20 protein-coding genes and 2 tRNA genes are annotated in these 24,186 nt (G+C 40.1%); 7 read left to right on the forward strand and 15 right to left on the reverse strand.

Going from position 1 to position 24,186, the window contains the following annotated elements; all coding sequences use genetic code 11:
* The first annotated feature begins 81 nt into the window (after positions 1-81).
* Positions 82-1,620 (forward strand): YifB family Mg chelatase-like AAA ATPase, encoded by a 1,539-nt coding sequence (locus RYH73_RS04350; RefSeq protein WP_335312090.1) that lies wholly within the window; start codon positions 82-84, stop codon positions 1,618-1,620.
* Positions 1,621-1,783: 163 nt separating this feature from the next.
* Here the strand turns inward: RYH73_RS04350 and tsf are convergent, their stop codons facing one another.
* From tsf to prfA, 8 genes are all read right to left on the reverse strand, one after another.
* Positions 1,784-2,623 carry a translation elongation factor Ts gene (tsf, locus tag RYH73_RS04355; protein WP_335312091.1) on the reverse strand — a complete coding sequence of 280 codons (840 nt, stop codon included), beginning with the start codon at positions 2,621-2,623 and terminating at the stop codon, positions 1,784-1,786.
* A 115-nt stretch (positions 2,624-2,738) separates the two neighbouring features.
* Positions 2,739-3,563: a 30S ribosomal protein S2 gene (rpsB, locus tag RYH73_RS04360; protein ID WP_335312092.1), complete on the reverse strand. Its 825-nt coding sequence runs from the start codon at positions 3,561-3,563 to the stop codon at positions 2,739-2,741.
* Positions 3,564-3,581: 18 nt separating this feature from the next.
* Positions 3,582-3,968: a 30S ribosomal protein S9 gene (rpsI, locus tag RYH73_RS04365; protein WP_335312093.1), complete on the reverse strand. Its 387-nt coding sequence runs from the start codon at positions 3,966-3,968 to the stop codon at positions 3,582-3,584.
* 11 nt (positions 3,969-3,979) lie between these two features.
* Positions 3,980-4,423, reverse strand: a complete 444-nt coding sequence (rplM, locus tag RYH73_RS04370; RefSeq protein ID WP_335312094.1) for a 50S ribosomal protein L13 — start codon at positions 4,421-4,423, stop codon at positions 3,980-3,982.
* 142 nt (positions 4,424-4,565) lie between these two features.
* Positions 4,566-5,927, reverse strand: a complete 1,362-nt coding sequence (locus RYH73_RS04375) for an MATE family efflux transporter (RefSeq protein ID WP_335312095.1) — start codon at positions 5,925-5,927, stop codon at positions 4,566-4,568.
* 161 nt (positions 5,928-6,088) lie between these two features.
* Positions 6,089-6,162: transfer RNA gene (locus RYH73_RS04380), tRNA-Asp, on the reverse strand.
* A 54-nt stretch (positions 6,163-6,216) separates the two neighbouring features.
* Positions 6,217-6,290, reverse strand: a tRNA-Asp gene (locus RYH73_RS04385).
* Positions 6,291-6,359: 69 nt separating this feature from the next.
* Positions 6,360-7,433: a peptide chain release factor 1 gene (gene prfA, locus RYH73_RS04390; RefSeq protein WP_335312097.1), complete on the reverse strand. Its 1,074-nt coding sequence runs from the start codon at positions 7,431-7,433 to the stop codon at positions 6,360-6,362.
* Positions 7,434-7,578: 145 nt separating this feature from the next.
* On the opposite strand from prfA, the gene RYH73_RS04395 reads away from it, so the two are divergent.
* Positions 7,579-8,865, forward strand: a complete 1,287-nt coding sequence (locus RYH73_RS04395; RefSeq protein WP_335312099.1) for an MFS transporter — start codon at positions 7,579-7,581, stop codon at positions 8,863-8,865.
* Positions 8,866-8,967: 102 nt separating this feature from the next.
* On the opposite strand, the gene RYH73_RS04400 is transcribed toward RYH73_RS04395, so the two are convergent.
* Together RYH73_RS04400 and RYH73_RS04405 are read right to left on the reverse strand one after the other, a co-directional pair.
* Positions 8,968-9,717 carry a UDP-2,3-diacylglucosamine diphosphatase gene (locus tag RYH73_RS04400; RefSeq protein ID WP_335312100.1) on the reverse strand — a complete coding sequence of 250 codons (750 nt, stop codon included), beginning with the start codon at positions 9,715-9,717 and terminating at the stop codon, positions 8,968-8,970.
* A gap of 43 nt (positions 9,718-9,760) precedes the next feature.
* The gene (locus RYH73_RS04405; RefSeq protein WP_335312102.1) at positions 9,761-12,430 is read right to left on the reverse strand and encodes a glycoside hydrolase family 2 protein; all 2,670 of its coding nucleotides are present in this window, start codon (positions 12,428-12,430) and stop codon (positions 9,761-9,763) included.
* Between the two features lie 157 nt (positions 12,431-12,587).
* Between RYH73_RS04405 and RYH73_RS04410 the strand changes: the two genes are divergently transcribed.
* A complete protein-coding gene (locus RYH73_RS04410) occupies positions 12,588-14,729 on the forward strand; it encodes a prolyl oligopeptidase family serine peptidase (protein ID WP_335312104.1) in 2,142 nt (713 codons plus the stop codon).
* 60 nt (positions 14,730-14,789) lie between these two features.
* On the opposite strand, the gene RYH73_RS04415 is transcribed toward RYH73_RS04410, so the two are convergent.
* The 5 genes from RYH73_RS04415 to RYH73_RS04435 form a co-directional block, all read right to left on the reverse strand.
* Entirely contained in the window at positions 14,790-15,650 is an 861-nt protein-coding gene (locus tag RYH73_RS04415; RefSeq protein ID WP_335312106.1) for a TraB/GumN family protein, read from the reverse strand.
* Positions 15,651-15,660: 10 nt separating this feature from the next.
* On the reverse strand, positions 15,661-15,888 hold the full coding sequence (gene xseB, locus RYH73_RS04420) for an exodeoxyribonuclease VII small subunit (RefSeq protein WP_335312108.1): 228 nt from the start codon (positions 15,886-15,888) through the stop codon (positions 15,661-15,663).
* A gap of 13 nt (positions 15,889-15,901) precedes the next feature.
* Positions 15,902-17,425: an exodeoxyribonuclease VII large subunit gene (xseA, locus tag RYH73_RS04425; RefSeq protein ID WP_335312110.1), complete on the reverse strand. Its 1,524-nt coding sequence runs from the start codon at positions 17,423-17,425 to the stop codon at positions 15,902-15,904.
* Positions 17,426-17,500: 75 nt separating this feature from the next.
* Positions 17,501-19,957 (reverse strand): DUF5686 and carboxypeptidase regulatory-like domain-containing protein, encoded by a 2,457-nt coding sequence (locus RYH73_RS04430; RefSeq protein WP_335312112.1) that lies wholly within the window; start codon positions 19,955-19,957, stop codon positions 17,501-17,503.
* 132 nt (positions 19,958-20,089) lie between these two features.
* On the reverse strand, positions 20,090-20,575 hold the full coding sequence (locus RYH73_RS04435) for a DinB family protein (protein ID WP_335312114.1): 486 nt from the start codon (positions 20,573-20,575) through the stop codon (positions 20,090-20,092).
* Positions 20,576-20,756: 181 nt separating this feature from the next.
* Here RYH73_RS04435 and kbl point away from each other — a divergent pair, with 181 nt between their 5' ends.
* The 4 genes from kbl (at position 20,757) to RYH73_RS04455 (ending at position 24,157) form a co-directional block, all read left to right on the forward strand.
* Entirely contained in the window at positions 20,757-21,947 is a 1,191-nt protein-coding gene (gene kbl / locus RYH73_RS04440) for a glycine C-acetyltransferase (RefSeq protein WP_335312115.1), read from the forward strand.
* A gap of 175 nt (positions 21,948-22,122) precedes the next feature.
* Positions 22,123-23,166 (forward strand): phenylalanine--tRNA ligase subunit alpha, encoded by a 1,044-nt coding sequence (gene pheS / locus RYH73_RS04445; protein ID WP_335312117.1) that lies wholly within the window; start codon positions 22,123-22,125, stop codon positions 23,164-23,166.
* Positions 23,147-23,581: a Rieske (2Fe-2S) protein gene (locus tag RYH73_RS04450; protein ID WP_335312119.1), complete on the forward strand. Its 435-nt coding sequence runs from the start codon at positions 23,147-23,149 to the stop codon at positions 23,579-23,581. Before pheS ends, RYH73_RS04450 begins: the two co-directional genes overlap by 20 nt.
* Complete coding sequence (locus RYH73_RS04455) at positions 23,582-24,157, forward strand: TetR/AcrR family transcriptional regulator (protein ID WP_335312121.1); 576 nt, start codon at positions 23,582-23,584, stop codon at positions 24,155-24,157.
* Positions 24,158-24,186: the final 29 nt, after the last annotated feature.

A 24,186-nucleotide genomic window follows, 5' to 3' on the forward strand; every position in this document is an offset into this window, starting at 1 on the left:
GACATAATTTGAGCGATATCTTGAGCGAGATATCGCTTTTTTTATTATCTTAGAGTCTCCTTCTATACTAGACCTAAAATTATGTTGATAAAAACATTTAGCAGCGCAGTTTATGGGATTAAAGCGACCACAATTACCATTGAGGTAAATATCTCATCGGGAACGCAGTATTTTATTGTCGGACTGCCCGATAGCGCGATTAAGGAAAGTACATTTCGTATAGAGAGCGCACTGCATAGTGCTGGCTTTCGGATGCCTAGGCAAAAAATTGTTATTAACATGGCTCCTGCCGATATTAAAAAGGAGGGGTCGGCCTATGATTTAGCGATGGCAGTTGGAATCTTAGCGGCTTCTGGTCAGATTAAGGATGATAAACTAGATAAATATCTTTTATTGGGAGAGTTATCCTTAGACGGTGGCTTACAAGCTGTAAAGGGTACTTTGTCAATTGCTATACAGGCACAGAAGGAAGGATTCAAAGGCATCATTTTACCTGTCATCAATGCGCGAGAGGCGGCTGTTGTTAGCGACTTGGAAGTATATGGATTCGAAAATATCAGGGAGGTCATTGCGTTTATTAACGAAGAGAAAACGATCGATCGTGTATTCGTTGATACAAAGGCTGAATTTTTGAAGAATGCCAATAATTACGATACCGACTTTGCCGATGTGCAGGGGCAGGAAAATATTAAACGGGCTTTGGAAATTGCTGCCGCCGGCGGGCATAATGTGATCCTGATCGGTCCTCCCGGGGCAGGTAAAACGATGTTAGCAAAAAGGCTACCGTCCATTTTACCTCCTTTAAGTTTGCTGGAATCATTGGAAACGACAAAAATACACTCTGTTGCAGGAAAGATTGCGGCCTCCAGCTCACTTATGACTGCCAGGCCTTTTCGTGCCCCACATCACACGGTCAGCGATGTAGCGCTAGTAGGTGGCGGTGGAAATCCTCAACCTGGAGAGATTTCGTTGGCGCATAACGGTGTTTTGTTTCTAGATGAGCTGCCCGAATTTAAACGCGCTGTTCTGGAGGTTCTAAGGCAGCCCCTCGAGGAACGTCAGATCACTATTTCGCGCGCCAAATTTACGGTGGATTACCCCGCTAGTTTTATGTTAATTGCTTCTATGAATCCTTGCCCCTGTGGATATTTCAATCACCCGGATAAGGATTGCGTATGCTCACCCATACACGTTCAACGCTATTTAAGTAAGGTATCCGGACCACTGCTCGATCGCATTGATTTACACGTAGAAGTTACGCCGGTGAACTTTCAGGAATTAACTACAAAACAACATGCGGAATCGAGCAGGACAATAAGAGAGCGTGTAATTAAGGCAAGGGAAATACAGGAACGTCGATTTAGAAAAGATGAAAAGGTGCATAATAACGCGCAAATGAATACAAAGAAAGTCCGCGAATTATGCAAAGTGAATAGCGAAGGACAAACCCTTTTAAAAAACGCGATGGAAAAATTAGGCCTTTCAGCGCGTGCTTACGATCGTATTTTAAAAGTCGCGAGAACTATTGCCGATCTGGATGAAAACTGTGAAATTGAAGTGCAACATCTCGCCGAAGCTATTCATTATAGGAGTCTGGATAGAGAGGCTTGGGCGGGGTAGTAATCGTTATTTGTTATTAGTTATTCGTAACTAACTTCTTAAATAAGTGACTAGGTACATTGAAATAGAAAAAGCCTTCCTAAATTAAAGAAAGGCTTTTTGGAGATTATTATTGTCGAGCAGTTACTAACAACTAATAACCGGCAGCCAACAACCAAAATAATTAAGCACCTAATTGAACACGCTTAAATGCAGTTACAGTTAATCCTTTCGCTACGCCATCAAGGAATTGAGCAACATTTTTTGAATTATCTTTCACAAATTCTTGGTTCAATAAGGTTGAATCCTTATAGAATTTATTCAATTTACCTTGCGCAATTTTTTCTACCATATTTTCAGGCTTTCCTTCAGCACGGATTTGTTCCTTTGCAATTTCTAATTCACGTTCAATCGTGCGTGAGTCTACACCGTCTTTATCGATCGCAACGGGATTCATTGCCGCAATTTGCATTGCTACGTCTTTACCGGCATCTTCCGCTCCAGCTACATCGGCACTTAAACCGACTAATACCCCTAAGCGATAATTACCGTGGATATAAGGGATTACTTTATCTGCGGTTATCACTTCGTATTTAGAAACTTCGATTTTTTCACCGATTTTACCCGTTTGGTCAATCAATAAATCCGCAATTTTTGAACCGTCAATGCTCAATTCTTTTAAATCCGCCAAAGTAGCAGGAGAAGTCTTGATAGCAGCATCAGCAATGCTTTCCGCAAAAGCAATGAAATCAGCGTTCTTTGCAACGAAATCCGTTTCGCAATTTACTTCAACAACAACGCCACGTTTGCCATCAACGGTTGTTTTTGCGATAACAACACCTTCGTTAGAGTCACGATCTTGGCGACTAGCAGCCACTTTAGCTCCCTTTTTACGTAAGTAGTCAACTGCAGCTTCAAAATCGCCGTTTGCTTCTACTAAAGCTTTTTTGCAATCCATCATACCAGCACCAGTTTGTTGGCGTAATTTATTTACGTCTGATGCAGAAATTTGTACTGTAGACATTTTATTTTCCTTTTTTAATATGCTTTATAAATAAGTTATGGGTTACGAGTTCCAAACAGTAAGCGGGCTTCAGCAAGCTTACCGGAGGTGACCCCTAACCCATACTTGGATTTAATTATTCTCCGTCTTTTGCTTCCGTTGCTTCTGCTTTACGTTCCCGTTTAGGAGCAGCCTCTGCTACTGGTTCTTCACCGTTATCAACTTTCGCTTTTGCGGCAGCTGCTTCTTTCTCTGCTTCCTCTTCTTTATCACGTTTACGTTCTTCCAATCCTTCAATAATCGCTTGTTTAATTACATTGGTAATTAAAGTAATGGATTTTGTAGCATCATCATTCGCCGGAATCGGGAAATCAATGTTTGTAGGGTCGGAGTTTGTATCCACCATTGCAAAAGTAGGGATGTTCAATTTTAACGCTTCGCTAACAGCAATGTGCTCTTTCTTTACATCAATAATGAAAAGAGCCGCTGGTAAGCGGTTCAAATCAGCAATACCACCCAATAGGTTTTCCAATTTAATGCGCTCCCGCTGAATCATCAGTTTCTCTTTCTTCGATAAAACATCGTAGGTACCATCCTTCGTCATCTTGTCGATGTTAGACATCTTTTTGATAGACTTACGAACCGTAGCGAAGTTGGTAAGCATACCGCCTAACCAGCGTTCAGTAACATAAGGCATGTTTACTGCTTTCGCTTGTTCAGCGACGATATCTTTCGCTTGTTTCTTTGTCGCTACAAATAAAACCTTACGACCTGATTTTACGATTTGTTTAATGGCTGAAGCCGCTTCTTCAAGCTTTGCTAAAGTTTTGTTCAAATCGATGATGTGGATGCCGTTACGCTCCATGAAAATGTACTTAGCCATTTTCGGATCCCATTTACGGGTAAGGTGACCAAAGTGTACACCTGCATCCAGTAATTCCTGATATGTTGTTCTTGCCATTGTTTGATCCTCCTTAAATTAACGTTTACTAAATTGAAATCTCCTGCGTGCTTTACGACGTCCCGGTTTTTTACGCTCAACCATACGGTCATCGCGGGTCATTAATCCTTTAGCACGTAGTGCAGATTTCACCTCGGGATTAAGCTCTACCAATGCTTTAGCAATTGCTAAACGCACAGCTTCTGCTTGTCCTTTTACGCCTCCTCCAGCTACGTTAACTTTTACATCATAATTACCGAGCTCGCCGGCAACTTCTGTGCTTTGAGTAACAATATATTGCAATGGCAATGTAGGGAAATACTCTTTGTAATCTTTACCATTAACGGTAATGTTGCCGCTACCAGCAGATAAATAAATACGGGCAACAGCGGTTTTTCTTCTTCCTGAAGTGTTTGTTGTTGACATTTCTTCTCTCTTTAGAATTTAACTGTTTTAGGATTTTGTGCAGCATGCGGGTGCTCAGGACCTGCATACACAAATAAATTTCTGTACAAAGCACGACCTAAACGAGTTTTAGGTAGCATACCACGTACCGCTTTTTCGATGACACGGGTAGGATGCTTTGCCAATAATTCTTTGGGAGAAATGAAACGCTGACCACCTGGGTAACCAGTGTAAGAAACATATTGCTTTTGGCCTAATTTGTTTCCTGTCAACTTAATCTTGTCTGCATTAATAACAATCACGTTATCTCCGCAGTCTACGTGTGGGGTGTACGTAGGCTTGTGCTTACCCCTGATTACTTTAGCAATCTGAGATGACAAGCGCCCCAAAATCTCACCTTCAGCGTCAACAACGATCCATTCTTTGTTAACGGTGTTTTTGTTGGCTGAGACAGTTTTGTAACTTAACGTATTCACTTGCTTGATTTTGAATTAATTAAACAATATACTTTTTTCCTCATTTTAAAGGACTGCAAAGGTAGATAGAAAATTCGGTATTTAAAAAGGATTCTTAAAAAATATATTGATACAGAGTGGGTTTTCATGTTTAGGTTTCGAATCACCACCTGTTTATGGCGGCTGGAATATGTTTTTTCAATCTTAAAAAGCGTATTGACAAGAAGACGGAAACTAAACTCAGTCCGATAATTAATCCTGTCCAAATACCGGGAGCCTCCATGTCTAAATGGAATGCTAAAAAATAGCCAATAGGCAAGCCTACGGCCCAATAGGCGATTCCAACAAGTAGCGTTGGGATTTTTACATCTTTCGCTCCTCTTAATAGGCCAACAGCAATGGCTTGCGTGGCATCGGATATCTGAAAAATAGCAGCGAATATTAATAAATAGGAAGCTAGTTTTACCACTTCGACATTCTTGTTAAAAAGCTTCGGTAGAAAATCATTGAAAGAGATAAAGATGATAAAACAGAGCACGCCATAGCAAAGTGCGGTTAGCATACTACTTTTGCCAATGTTCATGATGTGATTCCAATCATTTCGGCCATAGGCGTTACTTATTCGAATCGATCCCCCTTGCGCTAAACCCATAGACACCATAAAGGTAAACGCTGCACAGTTCATCGCAATTTGATGTGCTGCTTGTTCTACGGCGCCGATGGTACCAACTAATATGGCTGAAACAGCAAAGACGCCCACTTCCATACCAGCTTGTAGGCTGCTTGGTATCCCAATACGCAAAAGCTCTTTTATTGTATGCCAACTGAATTTCCAGTGTTTGCGGCCAGCGACCATATATCGTTTGAAAGTTTTATGTTTCAGGATAGTGAAAATAAGAGCCAAAAATATAAGTGTTCTGGTAATTAGGGTCCCCCAAGCAGCTCCTACCAGTTCCAGTCTGGGGAATCCCCAATTTCCGAAAATAAGTAACCAGTTAAGGAATGCGTTAAGGGGCAGGGCAATAAGTGATAGTGTCATGGCGGTGCGTGTGTATTCCAAACCGTCGGTAAATTGTTTAAGCGCCATGAATAGCATCATAGGTATAATAGATATACCAATGATTCTTAAGAAAGGTACGGCCATTTCGGCTACTTCAGGATCTTGCTTTAAGTTAAACAGAATATCCTTGCTGCACTCTAATCCAAGTGAAATGATAATCGCTGTGAAAGAGCAGAGTATAAATCCGTTATATAAGTAATGTGAAACTTTTTGCGCATCGTTTCGTCCATGGGCCATCGCGACCATTTGAGATACTGACATGGTCATACCTATCCCTAATACAAAGGGGATATTCACGACACTCATGACCAGGGCAGCAGCTGCCAGCTGTTTGTAGCTAACAGAGCCAACCATGGCTGTGTCAATTAAACTTAACGCCATTTGTGCCAATTCGCCTAAAATGATAGGCCCTGCGAGCTTCAAAGTCTTGCCCGCTTCATTACGAAGCAATCCTAACCCGTACATTTCGTAGAAAAGAAAAAGCTTGTCGCATTGACAAGCAAATTTATATGAACCTCAGTTTACTATTAAGAAAATGTTTCTCCCGGCAATCGATTTTATCATCATGCATGAGAAGAAAAAACAGGAGAAAAAAAAATCCCTGCAATATAAGCAGAGATTGAAAGCGGTCCGGACGGGACTCGAACCCGCGACCCCATGCGTGACAGGCATGTATTCTAACCAGCTGAACTACCGGACCTAATTTTTAACTATTTTATAAGAACTCGAAAATGTCTCAACAACTTTCTTTCAGCGGTCCGGACGGGACTCGAACCCGCGACCCCATGCGTGACAGGCATGTATTCTAACCAGCTGAACTACCGGACCTATTCCCCTCTTTTGAGGACTGCAAATATAGCGCGTTTTTTTAAAATTAAAATCTTTTTATTAAAAAAATTATTCGATACCACCCTCTTTCATTTTTTCGGCGTTTTCAGCAAATTGAAGCGCATCGATAATCTCTTGAATATCACCATCCATAATGGCGGGTAAATTATACATGGTTAGTCCAATACGATGTTCTGTAACGCGTCCTTGCGGGTAATTATAGGTGCGTATTTTTGCTGAACGGTCGCCCGTAGAGACCATGGTTTTTCGTTTGGCTGCAATATCTCCATGCTTTTTCTGTACCTCTAATTCATATAATTTAGTACGTAACATCTCCATGGCCAATTCACGATTCGCTAATTGGGAGCGTTCCACCTGACATACAACTACAATACCGCTGGGTTTATGGGTCAATTGTACTTTGGTTTCCACCTTGTTGACGTTCTGCCCCCCGGCTCCTCCTGAACGGGACGTTTGCATTTCAATGTCGGCAGGATTGATTTCCACGTCAACCTCTTCTGCTTCTGGAAGTACCGCCACGGAAGCGGCTGAAGTATGGACTCTGCCCTGGGTTTCGGTATCGGGTACACGTTGTACACGATGCACACCTGATTCATATTTTAACTGCCCATAAACATCTTCTCCGCTTACTTTCAAAATGACCTCTTTATAACCACCTGCCGTACCTTCTGTAACATCCATCACTTCTACTCGCCAACCTTTTTGATCAAAATAACGGGTATACATACGATATAAATCACCTGCAAATAGGGCAGCTTCATCTCCTCCGGTACCTCCTCTGATTTCAAAAATGGCATTTTTTGCATCTTCTGGATCTTTGGGAATCATCATAAGTCTTACTTGTTCCTCCTTTTCTTCTTTTTGAACAAGTAAAGCGTCTAAATCTTCTTTAGCCATATCCCGCAACTCCTGATCTTTCTCATTAACTAATATATCCTTGTTGGTTTCTATATTACTGATGATGTTTTTGTAAATATGGTATTCTTCAACGATTTTGCCCAGGTCTTTATATTCTTTGTTAAGCTTCGCAAAACGCTTCATGTCATTTACGGTATCTGGATTACTCAACTCGCGTTCTACCTCCTCCCAACGTAATTTTATCGCTTCTAATTTTTCTAACATAGTGGTATAATTTGCACATTAATGCTTCACCGCTTACCCCCTGGGTAAAAAGTTTACAAACTTAGAGAAAATGCTTTTCATATGCAATTGCGATAATTGGCCAAAAAAACTACTTTTGAGTAATTATAAACTTAAAAACCTTATTATGCAAACTATTGAACGCAATAAACTTTTCGTGGCAAGCTGTTTAGCTTTGCTTGTAACCTCGCTATCTTTTGGTATTAGGGCCGGTATCATGAATCAGCTCGTTATTGATTTTCATTTAAGCACAGCCGAACTCGGTGTCATTACGGCGTCAGCATTCTGGGGTTTTCCCTTAGCGATTATTATCGGCGGTTTTGTGGTAGATGTTATCGGAATGAAGAAGCTACTGGTAGTGGCTTTTATACTGCATTTATCGGGAATAGTGTTAACGGTATTTGCAGCAGGTTATTGGACACTTTTTATTTCAACTTTGCTGATAGGTATTGCTAATGGTACCGTTGAAGCGGCATGCAATCCATTGGTTGCCTCGCTGTATACCGATAATAAAACCGTTAAATTGAACCATTTTCACTTGTGGTTCCCCGGCGGGATCGTTATTGGTACCCTTATCGTTTTATTGTTGAATACGCTACAAATTGGTTGGCAGTGGCAGGTGGCGATTATGATTATTCCCACCTTAATCTATGGTTATCTGTTTTCCTCCTTAAAATTTCCTGTTACGGAACGTGTCGCTTCGGGATATTCTACAACCGATATGTACAAAGCAGTACTTTCTCCTCTATTTATCGTGATGCTGATCTGCATGTTTGGAACGGCAGTTACCGAGTTGTTTACCGGGCAATGGATAGACGTGCTGTTGAAAAATTTAACAAATAATGCCATCCTCATATTAACACTCACTACCGGTGTAATGGTAGTAGGAAGAGGTCTGGCCGGACCTATTGTGCATCGCTTGTCGCCACAAGGTGTATTGCTTTTATCGGCAATGGTTTCAGCAATAGGCTTATACCTTCTCAGTACCTTAACGGGCAACGCTATATTCTTTGCTGCTATAGTTTTTGGTATAGGGGTTTGTTATTTCTGGCCAACCATGATCGGATTCGTCGCGGAACATATTCCTCAATCCGGAGCACTGGGATTGAATCTGATGGGAGGTGCAGGAATGTTCGCTGTATCGATTTATAGTATTTTTATGGGGAATTTTTATGATGGATTGGTACTAAATTACCTTCCTGCAGGTGCTGATCTTGCCGCCTATTTGGGCGCGGCAGAGGGGACGTCAATGAATCAGGTCCTCAACCAGGCTAAAAGTTTGGCAGGGCCTGAGGTAATTAGAATTACACTCACTATACCGATTGTATTAACGATTATTTTTGCCGGATTGGTTTTATACTTGCGATCGAGAAAAAAAGTAAAAACACCACCTGCCTTGCAAGCAGATTTATAAGGAATGTGTAAGCGAATAAAAACTTAACCAAGCGTCACTACCTGCAGACAGGCCGGTAGTGACATTGGAGATGAAGAAGACGGTATAAAATGTAATAACCTGCTAATTTTCAAATGTTTTCAACTCCAAATGATGTCCATCAAAAACAGCGTAGGTATTATAGTTTACCCACTCCCCAAGGTTGATGTATCGACTATTGCTGCCTAAATCGATATCTAATGGTAGATGCCTATGACCAAAAATCAAATAATCAAAATGTTCTTTTTTCAATACCTCTTTCGAATAGACAACTAACCACTCTTGCTCGGCCTCCTTGCGCCATTCTTTTTTATTATTGGCAATTCGGCTGTTTTGTGACCATCGCAAAGCGATACCGATTCCTAAATTGGGATGAATACGGGCAAAGAGCCACTGGCAAAAATTGCTTCTAAAGAACTTCTTCAAAAACTTATATTTGGCGTCGCCGGGGCCTAAACCATCTCCGTGATGTAAATAAAAACGTTTCCCTTGCCGTTCAATTATTAACTCATCAGATATAATTGCGGCTCCGAGTTCTTTTTGAAGATAACCGAACATCCACATGTCATGATTCCCTTTAAAGAAGGTAATCTTGACTCCCTTATCTGATAGTTCGGCTAGTTTACCTAAAAAGCGAACAAATCCTTTTGGTACTGCAGTTGCATATTCAAACCAAAAATCAAAGATATCTCCCATGAGGTAAAGCTCAGCGGCATCGTGTTTAATGGATTCGAGCCAGCGAACCAACCTAGCTTCCCGCTCACGACTCTTCTCATAGGTTGGTACACCCAAGTGGAAATCGGAAGCGAAATATATTTTTTTGTCTTCAAGCATCGAGGCGAAGGTAACCAAAAGCCAGCTTATTTAAAAAGCCGGCCTAGGGAATAAGCACTTCTGTTTGGTTTACATTCCAACCGGCATTGGTCACTGCAATCCGTTTACCTCGGATAAGTGCAGGATTAACACTCATTCTGATGGTCTTTTGTTCACCGGGAAGTATCGATAAATAGTTATCGCTGTAAAAGGTGGGTAAAATCCGTTGTTTTGTATCGGCGTCAACCAACGAAATTCGATTAAAGAAGGCAACTTGTTCTTCCTTATTGCTCAACGTAACGGTATATTCTCCTGGAACAGATTGCTGAATCTGTATATCGAGCTTAGCGTTTGCCATCTCCACCAAGCCGCTATAATTGCCATTTACATCAGGTAACCAGTAGAAATTATCGCTTAGTACTTGTTGTTTTGCGTTCATTAACTGTAAACGTAGAAAGGAACCTTTATCTTTTGTCAGCTCATCCACTTGTTTTTTAATAGACATAACTTTTTTAACAGAAGCGGGTTCCATAAACGCAAATACCTTTGTAATCGGATGGGCTTTTCCTTGTATATCGTAAGCGTTGATGACCAGCATGATATCATTTCGTTTTTCGAAATGGTTGTTAACAATGGATACAAAACCATCTGCCGGGTTATACATTGCATGTAATGGTTCACTACCGCTACGCAAGCCATATAGACAGGCATTCGGATCGAGATAGTAGTCATACATTTGACCTCGTAGAGAAGTCCAGGGGTTCTGTGTCTTCCAAATAATTGTACCGGTATACCAATCCCACATATGTGAGCTAAAACCCTCCATGAGCGCTCTATACTGATTATAATTCACTAATTGGGCTTTGTTTGCGAAATCTTCCAGGTTTTTTGGACGGCCATAGGCTTGGATATGCTCTCCGTAGCCAATATAGGTGTGGTATTGCCAAACGGAATCTACCGTTTCCTGTGCTCTTCCTTCGGCATTGAGACCTGTAAATACAGGTGCAACTTGATTTTCTTTTGGTATAAATCGCTTTAATGATTCGAAATCACCTATACCAACAGAGCCAACCTCTGAATTAAAGGGCCAGGTTTTATCAACCCAAAACGTTTTGATATCTTGTATCCCGTAGGGGCCATCACCATTTCCACCAATATCGTTTTGCGACATCGCGTCTGAATTAGAATAGTCCACAAACCATCGTGTACCATCTAATTTTGGTAAGATGGAATCCCGAAGTGGCACTAGAATGTCGTCGGGCGGTGTGATTTCATTACCTCCGCAATAAAAGGCTAAGGAGGGGTGGTTACGGATCATTTTAATCATATCGGCAGCGGATTCAAGAAATAATTGGTGATCATCCGGATACTGTCGTCGTGCCCATTGATCGTCTTTCTTAAGCGGATCTTCCCATCGTCCGTTACAGTCTCCCGACATCCAAAAATCCTGAAATACAAGTAGACCGTAGCGATCGCAAGCTTCGTAAAATTCAGGTCGTTCCACCAACGCACCACCCCATATCCGGATGAGGTTTAAATTCATATCCCGATGAAAGCGGATTTCGGCATCGTAACGTTCTTTTGAAAAACGCAGCATTGCATCTGAAATGATCCAATTACCGCCTTTGATGAATATTTTTTGACCATTAACGGCAACTTCCCGACTGCGAGTATGTGGATTCCAGTAAGTCTGAATTTCACGTACACCTACTTGTATTTCCTTTTTATCACTGCTAGTTTTGGCACCGTCCGCTACAAAACTGAGTTCCATGGGATACAGATAAGGCTGCCCATAATTTGACGGCCACCACAATTTTGGGTTCTTGAGGGTTAAATCTGAAAGCTTTATTTCCCTTTCTTCCTGAGGGCGGAGTGTAACCTTTTGTTTAACAACTTGGCCATCCAAACGATATTGCAACGTCCCGTGTAGTGGTTTATTAGCGGAGTTGAGCAAAGTAGCCGAAACTTTAATAATAGCAGGTTGCTGTATCCCATCGACTTCTCTTTTTCCTGGTACCTCCGTGATGATATGAGGATCGCTAATAGAGACCAAACCCGTTTTTTCAATAGTTACTTTATCCCATATACCTGTATTTCTGTCTCGGATGGGTTTAATCCAATCCCATCCTGCGGTGTATTGTAACCCCACATTTCTAGCGATCGTACCATCTCCTCCTTGTCCGCCATTTGGATTGCCTACAATATCAGGTGGATATACAATAACAGCCAACCTGTTTTTTCCGTTTGCGGCAAGTAGCTTTGTAATATTGAAACCTTTACGGATATACATTCCCTTAAAAGGCTCATTATTCACTTTTTTACCATTAAGGAAAATTTCACAGCTGTAGTTGATTCCCCGAAATCGTAACCAGACCTGCTTTTCGTCAGTTGGAGCAACTTCTTCAAAGTCATTCACAAACCAATAGGTATAATAATCACGACCAATATTATAAATATCGGAAATCTTGTCGTTATTCATGCCAAAAAACGGATCTGGAATTTCATTATTATTGAGCATGCTGGTCAATACCGTCCCTGGCACCGTCGCAGGTTTCCAACCCTGAATTGCATAAGAAGGATCGGAAAGTGCCTCGCCTTGTAAAGGCACCTCCTTATGGTTTCTGAAGCGCCACCCTTTGTTCAATTCGTACGATTGTGCGAAAGAAAAGAAGGTAGATAGCATTAAAACAAACCATAAATAAATCGTTTTAGTTGAAAAAGGGATTATATTCATACGTAAACATATTAAAAGGTTGATCCATCAGTCACTTCTTTAACACGAGTGACGGAAATCCTGTAAAAATAAGGAATGGAATCGATTTGCTTTAAAAAAGAGTTTTTTTTATTTGTAATATTGAATCGATATTCACCAAATAAATTTATTTTTCACCATGTTTAAAACTTACATAGGATTGTTGCTCGCCCTTTCGTTGACGGCTTGTAATAGCAATCAAAAAACCACCGAACCCGCAAAGCATATGAAATTAAAACCTTATCCAAAAACAAAAAAGATAAATCTTGTCGATGATCATTTTGGTACGAAAGTCCCTGATCCTTACCGTTGGTTAGAAAATGATACGGCAGCAGACACTAAGGAGTGGGTCTTGGCCGAAAATGAAGTAACTAACGATTATCTTTCTCAGATTCCATACAGGGATGCGATTAAACAGCGTTTGGAAAAATTATGGAATTATGAGAAGATATCAGCTCCTTTCAAAGAAGGTAATTATACCTACTATTATAAGAATGATGGGCTTCAGAATCAATCGGTTATATATCGGGAAAAAGAAGGAGGTAAAAGCGAGGTATTTCTTGACCCGAATAAATTTTCTGCTGATGGGACCACCTCTTTAGCAGGGATTAATTTTAGTAAAGATGGGAGTTTAGTGGCTTATCAGATTTCAGAGGGAGGTTCAGACTGGCGCAAAGTGATTGTCTTGAAATCCGAAGATAAATCGGTTGTGGGAGACACATTGACTGATATCAAGTTTTCAGGTTTATCTTGGAAGGGGAATGAAGGCTTCTATTATAGCAGTTATGACAAACCAAAAGAGGGGAGTGCCCTGTCGGGTTTGACGCAATACCACAAATTGTATTTCCATAAACTGGGTACTCCGCAAAGCGCAGATAAGCTAATTTTCGGTGGAGAAAGTACGCCAAGACGATACATCGGAGCCTATTTAACAGAGGATGAACGTTTTCTAGTAATTACAGCAGCCAATACCACGAGTGGTAATGAGTTATATATCCAAGATTTAAGTAAATCGGATTCGAAAATTGTTCAGGTAGTGGCTGATTTTGAGAAAGAGCATGATGTGATTGATAATCAAGGAGATTCGCTGTTTATTTTCACCAACCTAAATGCACCGAACTATAAAGTGATAACGGTTAACAGTGAAGATCCGAAACCGGCGAATTGGAAAGATCTAATTCCCGAAACGGAAAATGTTTTGAATATGGGGAAAGGTGGCGGTAAGTTGTTCGCCGTTTACTTAAAAGACGCTACGTCCTTGGTGAAACAATTTAATAGACAGGGTCAGGAAGAACGTATAATAGAGTTACCGGGGCTGGGTACGGCCAATGGGTTTGATGCAAAGCAGGATGAAAAGGAACTTTATTACTCTTTTACTTCTTATGTCTATCCACCTACGATATTTAAATATGATATCGCTTCCGGTAAATCGGTAATATACAAAAAGCCCCAAGTATTGTTCAACCCGGAGAACTATGAATCCAAACAGGTATTTTATGCTTCGAAGGATGGTACGAAGGTTCCGATGATTATAACCTATAAAAAAGGAATCGTGCTTGATGGCAACAATCCAACAATGTTATATGGCTATGGTGGTTTCAATATTAGCTTAACACCTTCATTTAGTGTCTCTACTGTTTTGCTCTTGGAACAAGGAGGCGTTTACGCGGTTGCTAACTTACGTGGCGGGGGTGAATATGGTGAAAAATGGCATTTGGCTGGAACTAAAGAACAGAAACAAAATGTGTTTGATGATTTTATAGCGGCAGCAGAATATCTTGTCAAAGAGAATTATACATCGCGAGAACGATTGGCCATCTCCGGCGGATCCAACGGCGGTTTGCTTGTTGGTGCAGCCATGACGCAACGGCCCGACTTATTTAAGGTCGCTTTCCCGGCAGTTGGTGTCTTAGATATGTTACGTTATCATAAATTTACAGCAGGTGCTGGTTGGGCTTATGATTATGGAACAGCGGATGATAATAAGGAGATGTTTGATTATTTGTATCAGTATTCACCTTACCACATGTTGAAAGAGGGGATTGAATATCCGGCCACAATGGTAACAACTGCAGACCATGATGATCGCGTTGTCCCTGCACACAGTTTCAAATTCGCGGCGCGTCTGCAAGAATATAATAAGGGCGCTAATCCCGTGTTGATTCGCATCGAAACCAAGGCTGGACACGGAGCGGGTAAGCCAACAACAATGATTATTCAGGAACAAGCGGATAAATGGTCTTTTATGTTACAAAATATGGGCATTGCCTATAAAGAATAAGAAAGGGGCAATTAGGAGTAAAAATGAAAGGAGAGCAATTAATTGCTCTCCTTTCATTTTTCAGCGAAGCGGTTTTATCGTATAACCTCTTTTTCTTAAAAGATCAATAACACCTTTATCACCCACTAAATGGCCGGCTCCGACGGCAAAGAAAGTAGCCTGAGATTTTGCGCTTTTTTCAATAATAGGAATCCAATTGGCGTTGCGATTGTACAGTAGCAGGTCTAAATAACCCTGCATGAGCGGATCGGATATCGTGCGATTATGTAAGGTAACGAGATCCTGTTGTTTGTAGAGGTTGATGAGTGTACTTATCTCCCTTTCCGTACTATCGAGATTGAATACCATCTCTTTTAGTTGCTCAGCCTGTATTTTATAAGGAATGGTATCAAAAATAGAGGCCTGGCTTTCGATTGTTTCTAAACCAGCGATGTTCATCCCTTTGGTCTTCGCAAGGTCCACTAATTGCAATTCCCAACTTGCAGGTTTGCATTGCAATGCACCCATCAAAACAATTGAATATAAGCCGAAAGGTTTTATGTTATTTAACATTTCCAAACGTATGTGCGCCATTTTTTCTAAACTATCGCTTACCTGATGATAAGTTAGGCTATCGTACAGATCATGGAAGGTTTTGCCCTGCATTCGCATGTTTTCCATCATCTTCATGCCGATTCGTGGGTCTGAAAAGTCAAGTTCAAGATATAGCTGTTTACTGGCTTCTAGTTTTTGCTTGATCGCATCTGTAAAAATAAGGTCTTCAGGACATAGCAGATGAAAGGTGCCAAATAGATAAGAGGGCACGGAGAGGCCATTCCCGCTAATTTCCCAGAGTGTCGCTTGGTTCGTTGATGTTTGTGCTTTTAATGTATTAACGAAAACAAACGATAAAAATGCAATCAACAGAATATATAGCCTCATGAAATTATACTTAGGTATTCTGTTCATCATCTTTCAAATTTTCATTATCAAGATCTTCAAGAATCTTATTGACATCTGCTTCGGTTTCCGTTAGTTTACTTTTGCAGATTTTTATCAACAGTGCCGCCCGCTTCACTTTGTCTGAAAGCTCGTCTACGCTAATTTCTCCATCTTCAATTTCTGCAACAATTTGTTGGAGTTCTTCAAATGCTGATGTATAGCTTAATTGGTTGTCCATTTGTTTTATTTCGTTATTCCTTTACAAAGGTAACTTGACTTTCCGTTTCACCAAAAGCTAAAATTGTTTTGATTTTATCACCTGCCTGTAAGGTATGTACATCCGTGATAGCCTTTCCATTAAAAAGCGTAATACTATAGCCTCTTTTTAATACATGTTGTGGATCGAGAATAGAGAGATGGCGTTCTTGATTTTCAAGTGATTTAACGGCTTCAAGTAATGACCTTTCAATGCTCGGTCCAAGCGTGCTTTTTAAGGTCATCAGTGCTACTTGATTTTTTTTGGCAACCTGACGGCTTTGACGGATTAGCTGCTCCTTTATTTGATGAAGTACCTGCACTGAACGCTTACCTAAATGGAGATGCTCACGTTTGAGTCGCTGCCCTAAGGACGCAATAACTTGCTGTTCTTTAACCAGGGCACGTTTCGATTGGGTAGATAATCTATCTTTAACTTGCTGAAAAGAGGCTTTCTCCTGAATTAATTGGTATTTACTTTGTTGCAATGTACGACCTTGTATAGCAGCAAATCGATAGTTATTCTCTCGTAACATATTCAGGCTGGCCATTTTAAAATATTTGATGGTATTATTTAATAACTGCTGCTGATCGTCAAAGAGTTGTTTCGTCTTTAATCGTAATCGTTGTTCCGCTTGAATTACAGGGCGCGCAAAATTGTGAAAATGCTGCAAAAGATAAGCCGCCAATGCACTAGGCGTAATGGCATTTTTATAAGCAACCATTTCCGAGACGGTTTCGTTGGTTGCATGCCCAATCCCCGTAATGACCGGAATGGGGAAAGTCGCAATGCTTGTTGCCAAGTGTATGTTGTTATAGGAGCTCAGCCCAACTTCCCCTCCTCCTCCTCGTATAATGGCAACAACATCAAATCGCCGAATATGTAAACGTATTTTTTCCAGTTGTTCTATGATGGAAGGCACTGATTTTTCACCTTGCAAAAGAGCTGGAAATAGCTGATGTTCGAAACGATAGCTATAGGGATTACTGTCGATAATTTTTAAAAAATCTGCTAAACCTTTGCTTGTTTCGACAGAAATAATGGCGATGCGCTTAGGAAGTAAGGGAAATGGCAATAATTTGTTCGCCTCAAAAATACCTTGCTCTTTTAGCAATGCAATATTTGCCTGTTTTTCTCGCTCCAGCTCTCCCAAGGAATAGGATGGATCGATGTCTACAATATGTAAACTTAGACCATGCACAGGGTCGTAACCAATAGATGCCTGCAAAAGGATATTGATCCCATTCTTTAAGGGTTCTTTGATGATTTCGATAAAGCGTTGATTAACCCGTTCATAGTCACTTTTCCAAAAAGTTGCCCGAATCTCTGCAATGACCTTCCCTTCTTTTTTCTCCAGTAATTCTGGATAACAATGACCTGAATGGGAATAATGATTTAGTTTATTCATTTCGGCTTTTATCCAATACAGACTTTTATAGCGGTCTGCGATTGTTTTCTGAATGCTACGCGCCACCTCTGCCAATGAAAAGATAGTTTTATCTGCGATTATTTCGGGCATACCCAAACTTAACTAAAATGCCTGACATTCGCGAATAGTTTTGTCCTTTGTACTTAATCGAGCAGCTGCCCCATTTTAAAACAATCTTAATGCAATCCTCAAGGCATTTGTTTGGTTAAGTTGCGCTGTATTACTTCTTGAATGGGCATACATTAATCGGATCATTTTCCATTGCAAGCCAATATGCAGCTCACCGTAGTTGCGTAATTCAGGTGTATGTAAATAATGTATCCCAATGAGTTCTTCAAGCTTTAGTTTCCGTAGTAATGGCACCTTACTGCTAAGCATGCCCCCAAGATTATATTCAACATGCGTCTCTATAAAACGAGAAGGAGTGCTATATTGGTAGTAATCCAGCGTTAAAAATGAACTTAATTGCTGATCAACAAATAAAATTTGATTTCCATTGAAGTGTTGATAATCCGTATAATACAATTGTTTATTGTTGAGGAATTTACCCGCCGTTGCTGTGAAGGAGATGTTGCCGTATAGCCCTAAACCTATCTTGCTTTTATGGATACTTGTTGTTAATAGGTCGTAGTCGACATCTGAATCAAAGATGTTTTTAAGGCCCTTTGTATATTGGATACTAAGGGTCGGATACCGAGAGGGTAAATAACGTTTTCCTGTTGGATAGGTGGCATAGCGACTGGAAAAATCGTAACTTAAACGGATACTTAGCTTGGTAGATTTATTGTCCATGAACAGTGGAACATCTGCGTTCGGTTGAAGGGGATTATTCGAGCTGAGTTTGTGTTGATTGCGATCCCAGAAAGTAAAGTTGGTGGCATTGGACAGCCAGTGTCGCTTCGCCCATTCAGTTCGTAGACTCATCTTGATATTTCCAGGGAGGGTGTTGTTCCAGGCAAAGGATACAAAGGTTTTTTCGTATAACTTTTGATAATTTTCACCAACAAATAAGGTATACAAGCTATTTACTAGGGCGGGAAGCGATCCCCTGTTATTCAAGTCGAGGACATCTCTACCACCGGCTAACGTGAAGTTTTGATTTTTAATCGGAATATTCGTACTGATAATGCCATTTAGGTGTTTGTTCGCAAAACCATATCGGATGCGGCCATTAACATGAAGTTGCTGATTTAAATTGCTATCAATTTGTCGCGTGTAGTTTACATCATAATTAATAGCCAAACCTTCCACGCTATTAAAAAGGATTGATGTCAAGGGCCCGCTAAAATGAATCGATTCCTTCTTATAGCGGTTGCGATGAGTATAACCGCTTGCTAAAGCCCATGCTTTGAACCGATTATTCTTTCGATCGATTGAATCCAGATACACTTTCGATTGATGAGCACGATATAAACTATCTTTTTTTTGATAATCTTGTTGTTCTTCAGCCGTTAGTGAGATTGGTCTGTTTTTTGTCCAATACAGGCTATCCTTCTTATTAACCTCTTTGCTTATCGATAATACTTCTTTAAAGAACTTCCGATTAGGGGCATCTATCAGCATATAATCTTGATAAATGGCGGTGAAATAGCCTCCAATCTGAAACCCCAATAGACCGGCTTTGAAATTTAATTGTATACTGGAGGGCATCCATTTGTTATCAGTGATCCGTGTGTACAGCTGCTTAAGATTTAAAGAGTCAACAAAGTTAATGTTCGATTCTTTATCAAGTAAAAGGTCAACACTATGAATACGCCACTCGTCTTCAATAATATAGATGTTTCCTTTATACAGCGGTTCCGCTTTTCTTTTAGGAATTACCTTAATTTTAACGATTGTTTTTCCGCCTTCCTTAGCCTTGCCTAGGTATTGGTATCGGTAATAGGCCATCGCATTATCGGCAATGGGGGAAACGAAAGGTCTGCTGCTTAAACCTTCAATAACATCCTGATAGTTTTCGTAAAAATTAAGCTGCAATTCTGCCGCTCTATTAAAGCTGAATGCTTTGTTGTCGCCTGAAATTTTGGAACTGATCATTTCTTCTTTAAACTCCTTCGGAGGCTTAACAGTAATCTTTGACTCCGATTCAGAGAGGTAGACGATTCCTCTTCTTGCAGAGTCTAGTCCCATTTCTTCTCCCACTTCATCCACGTTAATGCCGAAAAATTTTTTAGGTGCTTTAAGTAAACGTTGTAAACCTTTTATATACACGCGTGCTTGATAGGCTCCTGCCTCTTCTAGAAAATAAGGCCTTTTCTTTATTGCCTTTCGGATAATTTCGTAAGCGGGATCTTCTTGGTTTCCAATAACCACTTCTTGTAAGGTATAAATTTCCGGGTCTAACTGAATAAGGAGACTGTCTGGGTGAGGCAAGTTTATCGTGATGGTTTTCTGCTTGTAACCTACGGCTGAAATACTCAATTCATACCGGCCCTTGGGAAGAGAAAGATTAAAATACCCCTCTTTATTCGCGGAGGTACCCATTGATGAACCCGTTTTAATTATGGTGGCAAAGGGAATAGCTCCCCCATTTATATCACTTATTAAGCCATGCAGTCTTGATTCTTGGGCAAAGACAATATTGGTGAATAAAAAAAGAATAAGCGTAACAGATCGAATCATCGGCATTTTTTTAGCTATGCTTTTAAGATGAATGAAGGCCTGAAAGGTTACGCTCCTTTTTGTTAAAATTATGTTAATGAAAGACAGGATCCCGGCCCGATTGAGTCGAAAAGATAGGGAAGATCTCGCTTATTACTTTAAAAATCCTTTTATTTTCAGTAGCTTAATGGAAATTCCTATTTGGCCTAAATGATAAAGATCGTGATGTACCATCCCTTCCAGCAAGTTTTGAAATGTATATTTCCCATACTTCTTTGCAAGAAAGGAATCCTCCTGTATTTCAATAAGACGTATTAAATGATATTGAGAAGCATAGAAATCCTCTTTCAGTTTTTTCCAGCCAATTTGCCGTAATTCGTCATTCTGGCGCCAATTTTCACTGCTTTCCATGTTTAATGTGCTGTTTTTGCCTTGTAGCTTATTAATACAATCCTTACGCCATTCTAAAAGATGCGAGACAATCTCCGCAACACTGTGTATTTCCGGGATCGGTCGAGTGAGTGCTTGTTCTGAGTCCAATGAATCGATTTTTTTGGTGAAGTTTTCATCTAACCATTGCTCACCATCTTGAACATCCTGTAATTGATTTACTAAATTTTGAATTAACAAATTACGCATAAAATAGGTTTTGAAAAATAAAATGCTTTACAGCAAGCGTAAAGATAAAAAAATCATTATAGATTTAAAATATAGGTACAGGAGCATCTTGTGCAGGTGTAATCAGCTTACAGATAATCATTTCTATCATCTTTTCAGCTTTTATCATTAAATCTGTATTTTTACCGCAAATCACTGATTTATGTATAAAACACTTCAACCTGTATTGCAAAAAGAACTAGCCGAAATAGAAGAAGCAGGCTTATATAAAAAGGAACGTATTATTACAAGTCCTCAAGGTGCGGATATAAAAGTAAGTGGGGGCAAGGAAGTTATAAACTTTTGCGCAAATAACTATCTCGGCCTTTCTTCCGATCCAAAAGTCATTGATGCGGCAAAAAGAGCAATAGATACCCACGGTTACGGCATGTCTTCAGTACGATTCATTTGCGGTACGCAGGATATACATAAAGAGCTTGAATCAAAAATATCCGAATTTTTAGGAACGGAAGATACCATTTTATACGCTACGGCTTTCGATGCAAATGGGGGTGTTTTTGAGCCATTGTTTGGTGCGGAAGATGCTATAATTTCCGACGAACTGAATCATGCGTCCATTATAGATGGCGTTCGCTTATGCAAGGCACAACGTTTTCGGTATAAAAATGCGGATATGGCGGATTTGGAAAAGCAGTTAATTGCCGCCAAGGATGCAAGACATCGCATCATTGTTACTGATGGAGCATTTTCTATGGATGGTGTTGTTGCTCCTTTGGATAAGATTTGTGATTTGGCAGATCAATATGAAGCACTGGTTATGATCGATGAATCCCATTGTACGGGTTTTATCGGGAAAACAGGAAGAGGAACACATGAGCATTTTGATGTCATGCATCGTATTGACATTATTACCGGTACTTTAGGTAAGGCGTTAGGAGGTGCTTCCGGAGGGTTTACCTCTGGGAAAAAGGAAATCATCGATATGTTACGCCAACGCTCAAGACCTTATTTATTTTCCAATACATTGGCTCCGGCTATTGCAGGTGCTTCAATCGCTGTTTTGGATATGTTAAGTGAAACAACGGCATTACGGGATAAATTGGAGTTTAATACCCGCTATTTTAGAGAGAAGATGGTGGAGGTGGGATTCGATATTAAACCCGGATTCCATCCTATTGTTCCCGTTATGCTATACGATGCCAAATTGGCTCAGGAATTTGCGGCAAGAATGCTAGAAGAAGGGATTTATGTGATTGGCTTCTATTACCCGGTTGTTCCTAAAGAAAAGGCCAGAATTCGTGTGCAATTGTCTGCGGCTCACGAAAAGGAACATCTGGATAAAGCCATCGTTGCTTTTACCAAGGTAGGAAAGCAACTCGGCGTGATTGAATGATTTATAAGATAAAATAGCGATCTTTAGGGGTCAAACGCTGTTAAATGTGCAGAGATAATCGATTTACTTTGAGTTAGGTCTTGTCGTCGTTCGCGAATTTCGGGCATTTTATCTAAGTTTGCGAAAAATAAATAAGGTAAATAACGAACTTTGTTTATTTTATAAAGAGTTAAAAATGAGTATACAAGAAAAAATTGATCAATATACAGAAGAAATAAATAATTGGACACCTCGTTCGCAACAGGATGTCGAAGACTACCGCCTTAAATTTTTGGTAGCAAAAGGAATCGTTAAAGGGTTGTTCGAAGATTTCAAAAGTGTTTCGAGTGAGGATAAACGGATTTTGGGAAAGGTGCTGAATGAATTTAAACAGTTAAGTGAAGCCAAGTATGTTGAAACAAAAGATTTGTTCGAAGTTTCTGCCAGCGCTTCAAATGATTCGAATGCGCAGGATTTAACACTACCGGGCCCTGGATTTGAGATTGGCACCCGACATCCTTTGTCTCTTGTAAGAAAGGAAATTGTTGAAATCTTCAAAAAGTTAGGTTTTATTGTTGCGGAAGGACCAGAGATTGAGGATGATTGGCATAACTTTTCAGCACTTAACTTTCCCGAAGAACACCCGGCAAGGGATATGCAAGATACGTTCTTCATTCAGAAGCAAGAAGGTAATGATATTGCACTTCGTACACATACCTCTTCCGTACAGGTAAGAATGATGGAAAGTGGCACACCACCTTTTCGTGCTATTATGCCAGGGCGAGTTTATCGGAACGAAGCGATATCGGCGCGGGCTCATTGCTTTTTCCATCAGGTAGAAGGTTTATATATTGATGAAGGTGTTTCTTTTGCGGATTTAAAACAGACACTGTATCACTTTGTCCAAGAACTTTTCGGTGAAGGAACTAAAGTTCGCTTTCGTCCTTCTTACTTTCCTTTTACCGAACCATCGGCTGAAATGGATATTTCCTGTACCATCTGTAAAGGAGCCGGATGTAATATGTGTAAATATACAGGCTGGGTTGAGATTCTAGGTTGTGGCATGGTTGATCCAAATGTGTTAGAGAATAGCAAGATTGATGCAAGAAAATATACTGGTTTTGCTTTCGGAATGGGAATTGAGCGCATTACGAATCTGAAATATGAAATCAAAGATCTACGCTTGTTTTCTGAAAATGACATACGTTTTTTAAAGCAATTTGAAACCGAAACAATCTAAAAAAAGGAGCTTCCTACAAGGCGTAGGGCTGTCGCTGATCGTTATCATCATCTTCGGATGCGGAAAAGACTATTATGGAATCCCGGAAGTAGTGGTAAACCAAACATTCTCAACCACACAATACCACGAATTAGAGGTTGCCGGTGGTTATGCTGTATCTGAAACCGGTGGTGTTGCGGGGATCATAGTCTATAATACAGGAAGTGGTTATGTAGCTTATGATCGTTGTAGTACGGTTAATCCGGAAAAAAAATGCGCAGTCAATGTGGATGAAACCGGTATTATTCTGGTAGATCCATGTAGCGATGCGAAATACGATATTAGAAGTGGAATGCCATCAAAGGCACCGGCAGAACGGCCTCTGAAACCATACCAGGTAAGAAGAGACGGGAATCTTATAAGAGTGATTAATTAAATGGAAGCAGATAAAATTAAGGAAAGTATCAAACGGTCAGCTAAGGATCTTTTTAGACGTTATGGTTATAATAAAACCAGCGTCAATGAGATCGCAAAAAAGGCGAAGATAGCCAAGGCTACCATTTATAAATACTTCGATAGTAAAGAGATGGTTTTACATGCCATCTTGATGGATTATATTCAAATAGGGGTAGACGAACTCATACATAACCCAAGTACGGCTACTGATCAGGGAACCTATTTAAGTAATCTTATTTTGAAGGTCAGTCGTCTAACATATACCATCTGTAACGAATTCATTGGTTGGGATTTTATTCGAGAGTCAGCTAATGCGCAGGAATATTTAAAAACGCTATCTGACGATCTGGAAAATTTACTAATTAGTTCTTTTAATGAAAGTAATATTATTGATCCAGGTATTCCTAAAGAAAGCTTGGTGTTTTTAATTAAATCAAGCAAAAGTATTGTCTTTTCATTCGCGTTCACTGCCGTAAGCGTGGCTGATGTTCGGAAGTATTTTGTTTCTTTTCAAAAAGAAATACTGCCTTATCTAGTTAAAGCGACAGTCAATTAGCTTTGAATCCATACTGCTGATCAATTTTC

The organism is Olivibacter sp. CPCC 100613, assembly GCF_036959255.1.
GTDB lineage: Bacteria > Bacteroidota > Bacteroidia > Sphingobacteriales > Sphingobacteriaceae > Olivibacter.

Excerpts from the sequence above, each read along its gene's own strand:
- tsf (WP_335312091.1), bottom strand. The coding sequence starts at position 2,623 with ATGTCTACAGTACAAATTTCTGCATCAGACGTAAATAAATTACGCCAA.
- pheS (WP_335312117.1), top strand. The coding sequence starts at position 22,123 with ATGAGTATACAAGAAAAAATTGATCAATATACAGAAGAAATAAATAAT.
- prfA (WP_335312097.1), bottom strand. The coding sequence starts at position 7,433 with ATGTTAGAAAAATTAGAAGCGATAAAATTACGTTGGGAGGAGGTAGAA.
- rpsI (WP_335312093.1), bottom strand. The coding sequence starts at position 3,968 with ATGTCAACAACAAACACTTCAGGAAGAAGAAAAACCGCTGTTGCCCGT.
- xseA (WP_335312110.1), bottom strand. The coding sequence starts at position 17,425 with ATGCCCGAAATAATCGCAGATAAAACTATCTTTTCATTGGCAGAGGTG.
- RYH73_RS04375 (WP_335312095.1), bottom strand. The coding sequence starts at position 5,927 with ATGTACGGGTTAGGATTGCTTCGTAATGAAGCGGGCAAGACTTTGAAG.
- RYH73_RS04415 (WP_335312106.1), bottom strand. The coding sequence starts at position 15,650 with ATGAGGCTATATATTCTGTTGATTGCATTTTTATCGTTTGTTTTCGTT.
- kbl (WP_335312115.1), top strand. The coding sequence starts at position 20,757 with ATGTATAAAACACTTCAACCTGTATTGCAAAAAGAACTAGCCGAAATA.
- RYH73_RS04350 (WP_335312090.1), top strand. The coding sequence starts at position 82 with ATGTTGATAAAAACATTTAGCAGCGCAGTTTATGGGATTAAAGCGACC.
- RYH73_RS04405 (WP_335312102.1), bottom strand. The coding sequence starts at position 12,430 with ATGAATATAATCCCTTTTTCAACTAAAACGATTTATTTATGGTTTGTT.
- rpsB (WP_335312092.1), bottom strand. The coding sequence starts at position 3,563 with ATGGCAAGAACAACATATCAGGAATTACTGGATGCAGGTGTACACTTT.
- RYH73_RS04400 (WP_335312100.1), bottom strand. The coding sequence starts at position 9,717 with ATGCTTGAAGACAAAAAAATATATTTCGCTTCCGATTTCCACTTGGGT.
- RYH73_RS04435 (WP_335312114.1), bottom strand. The coding sequence starts at position 20,575 with ATGCGTAATTTGTTAATTCAAAATTTAGTAAATCAATTACAGGATGTT.
- xseB (WP_335312108.1), bottom strand. The coding sequence starts at position 15,888 with ATGGACAACCAATTAAGCTATACATCAGCATTTGAAGAACTCCAACAA.
- RYH73_RS04430 (WP_335312112.1), bottom strand. The coding sequence starts at position 19,957 with ATGATTCGATCTGTTACGCTTATTCTTTTTTTATTCACCAATATTGTC.
- RYH73_RS04410 (WP_335312104.1), top strand. The coding sequence starts at position 12,588 with ATGTTTAAAACTTACATAGGATTGTTGCTCGCCCTTTCGTTGACGGCT.
- RYH73_RS04395 (WP_335312099.1), top strand. The coding sequence starts at position 7,579 with ATGCAAACTATTGAACGCAATAAACTTTTCGTGGCAAGCTGTTTAGCT.
- RYH73_RS04455 (WP_335312121.1), top strand. The coding sequence starts at position 23,582 with ATGGAAGCAGATAAAATTAAGGAAAGTATCAAACGGTCAGCTAAGGAT.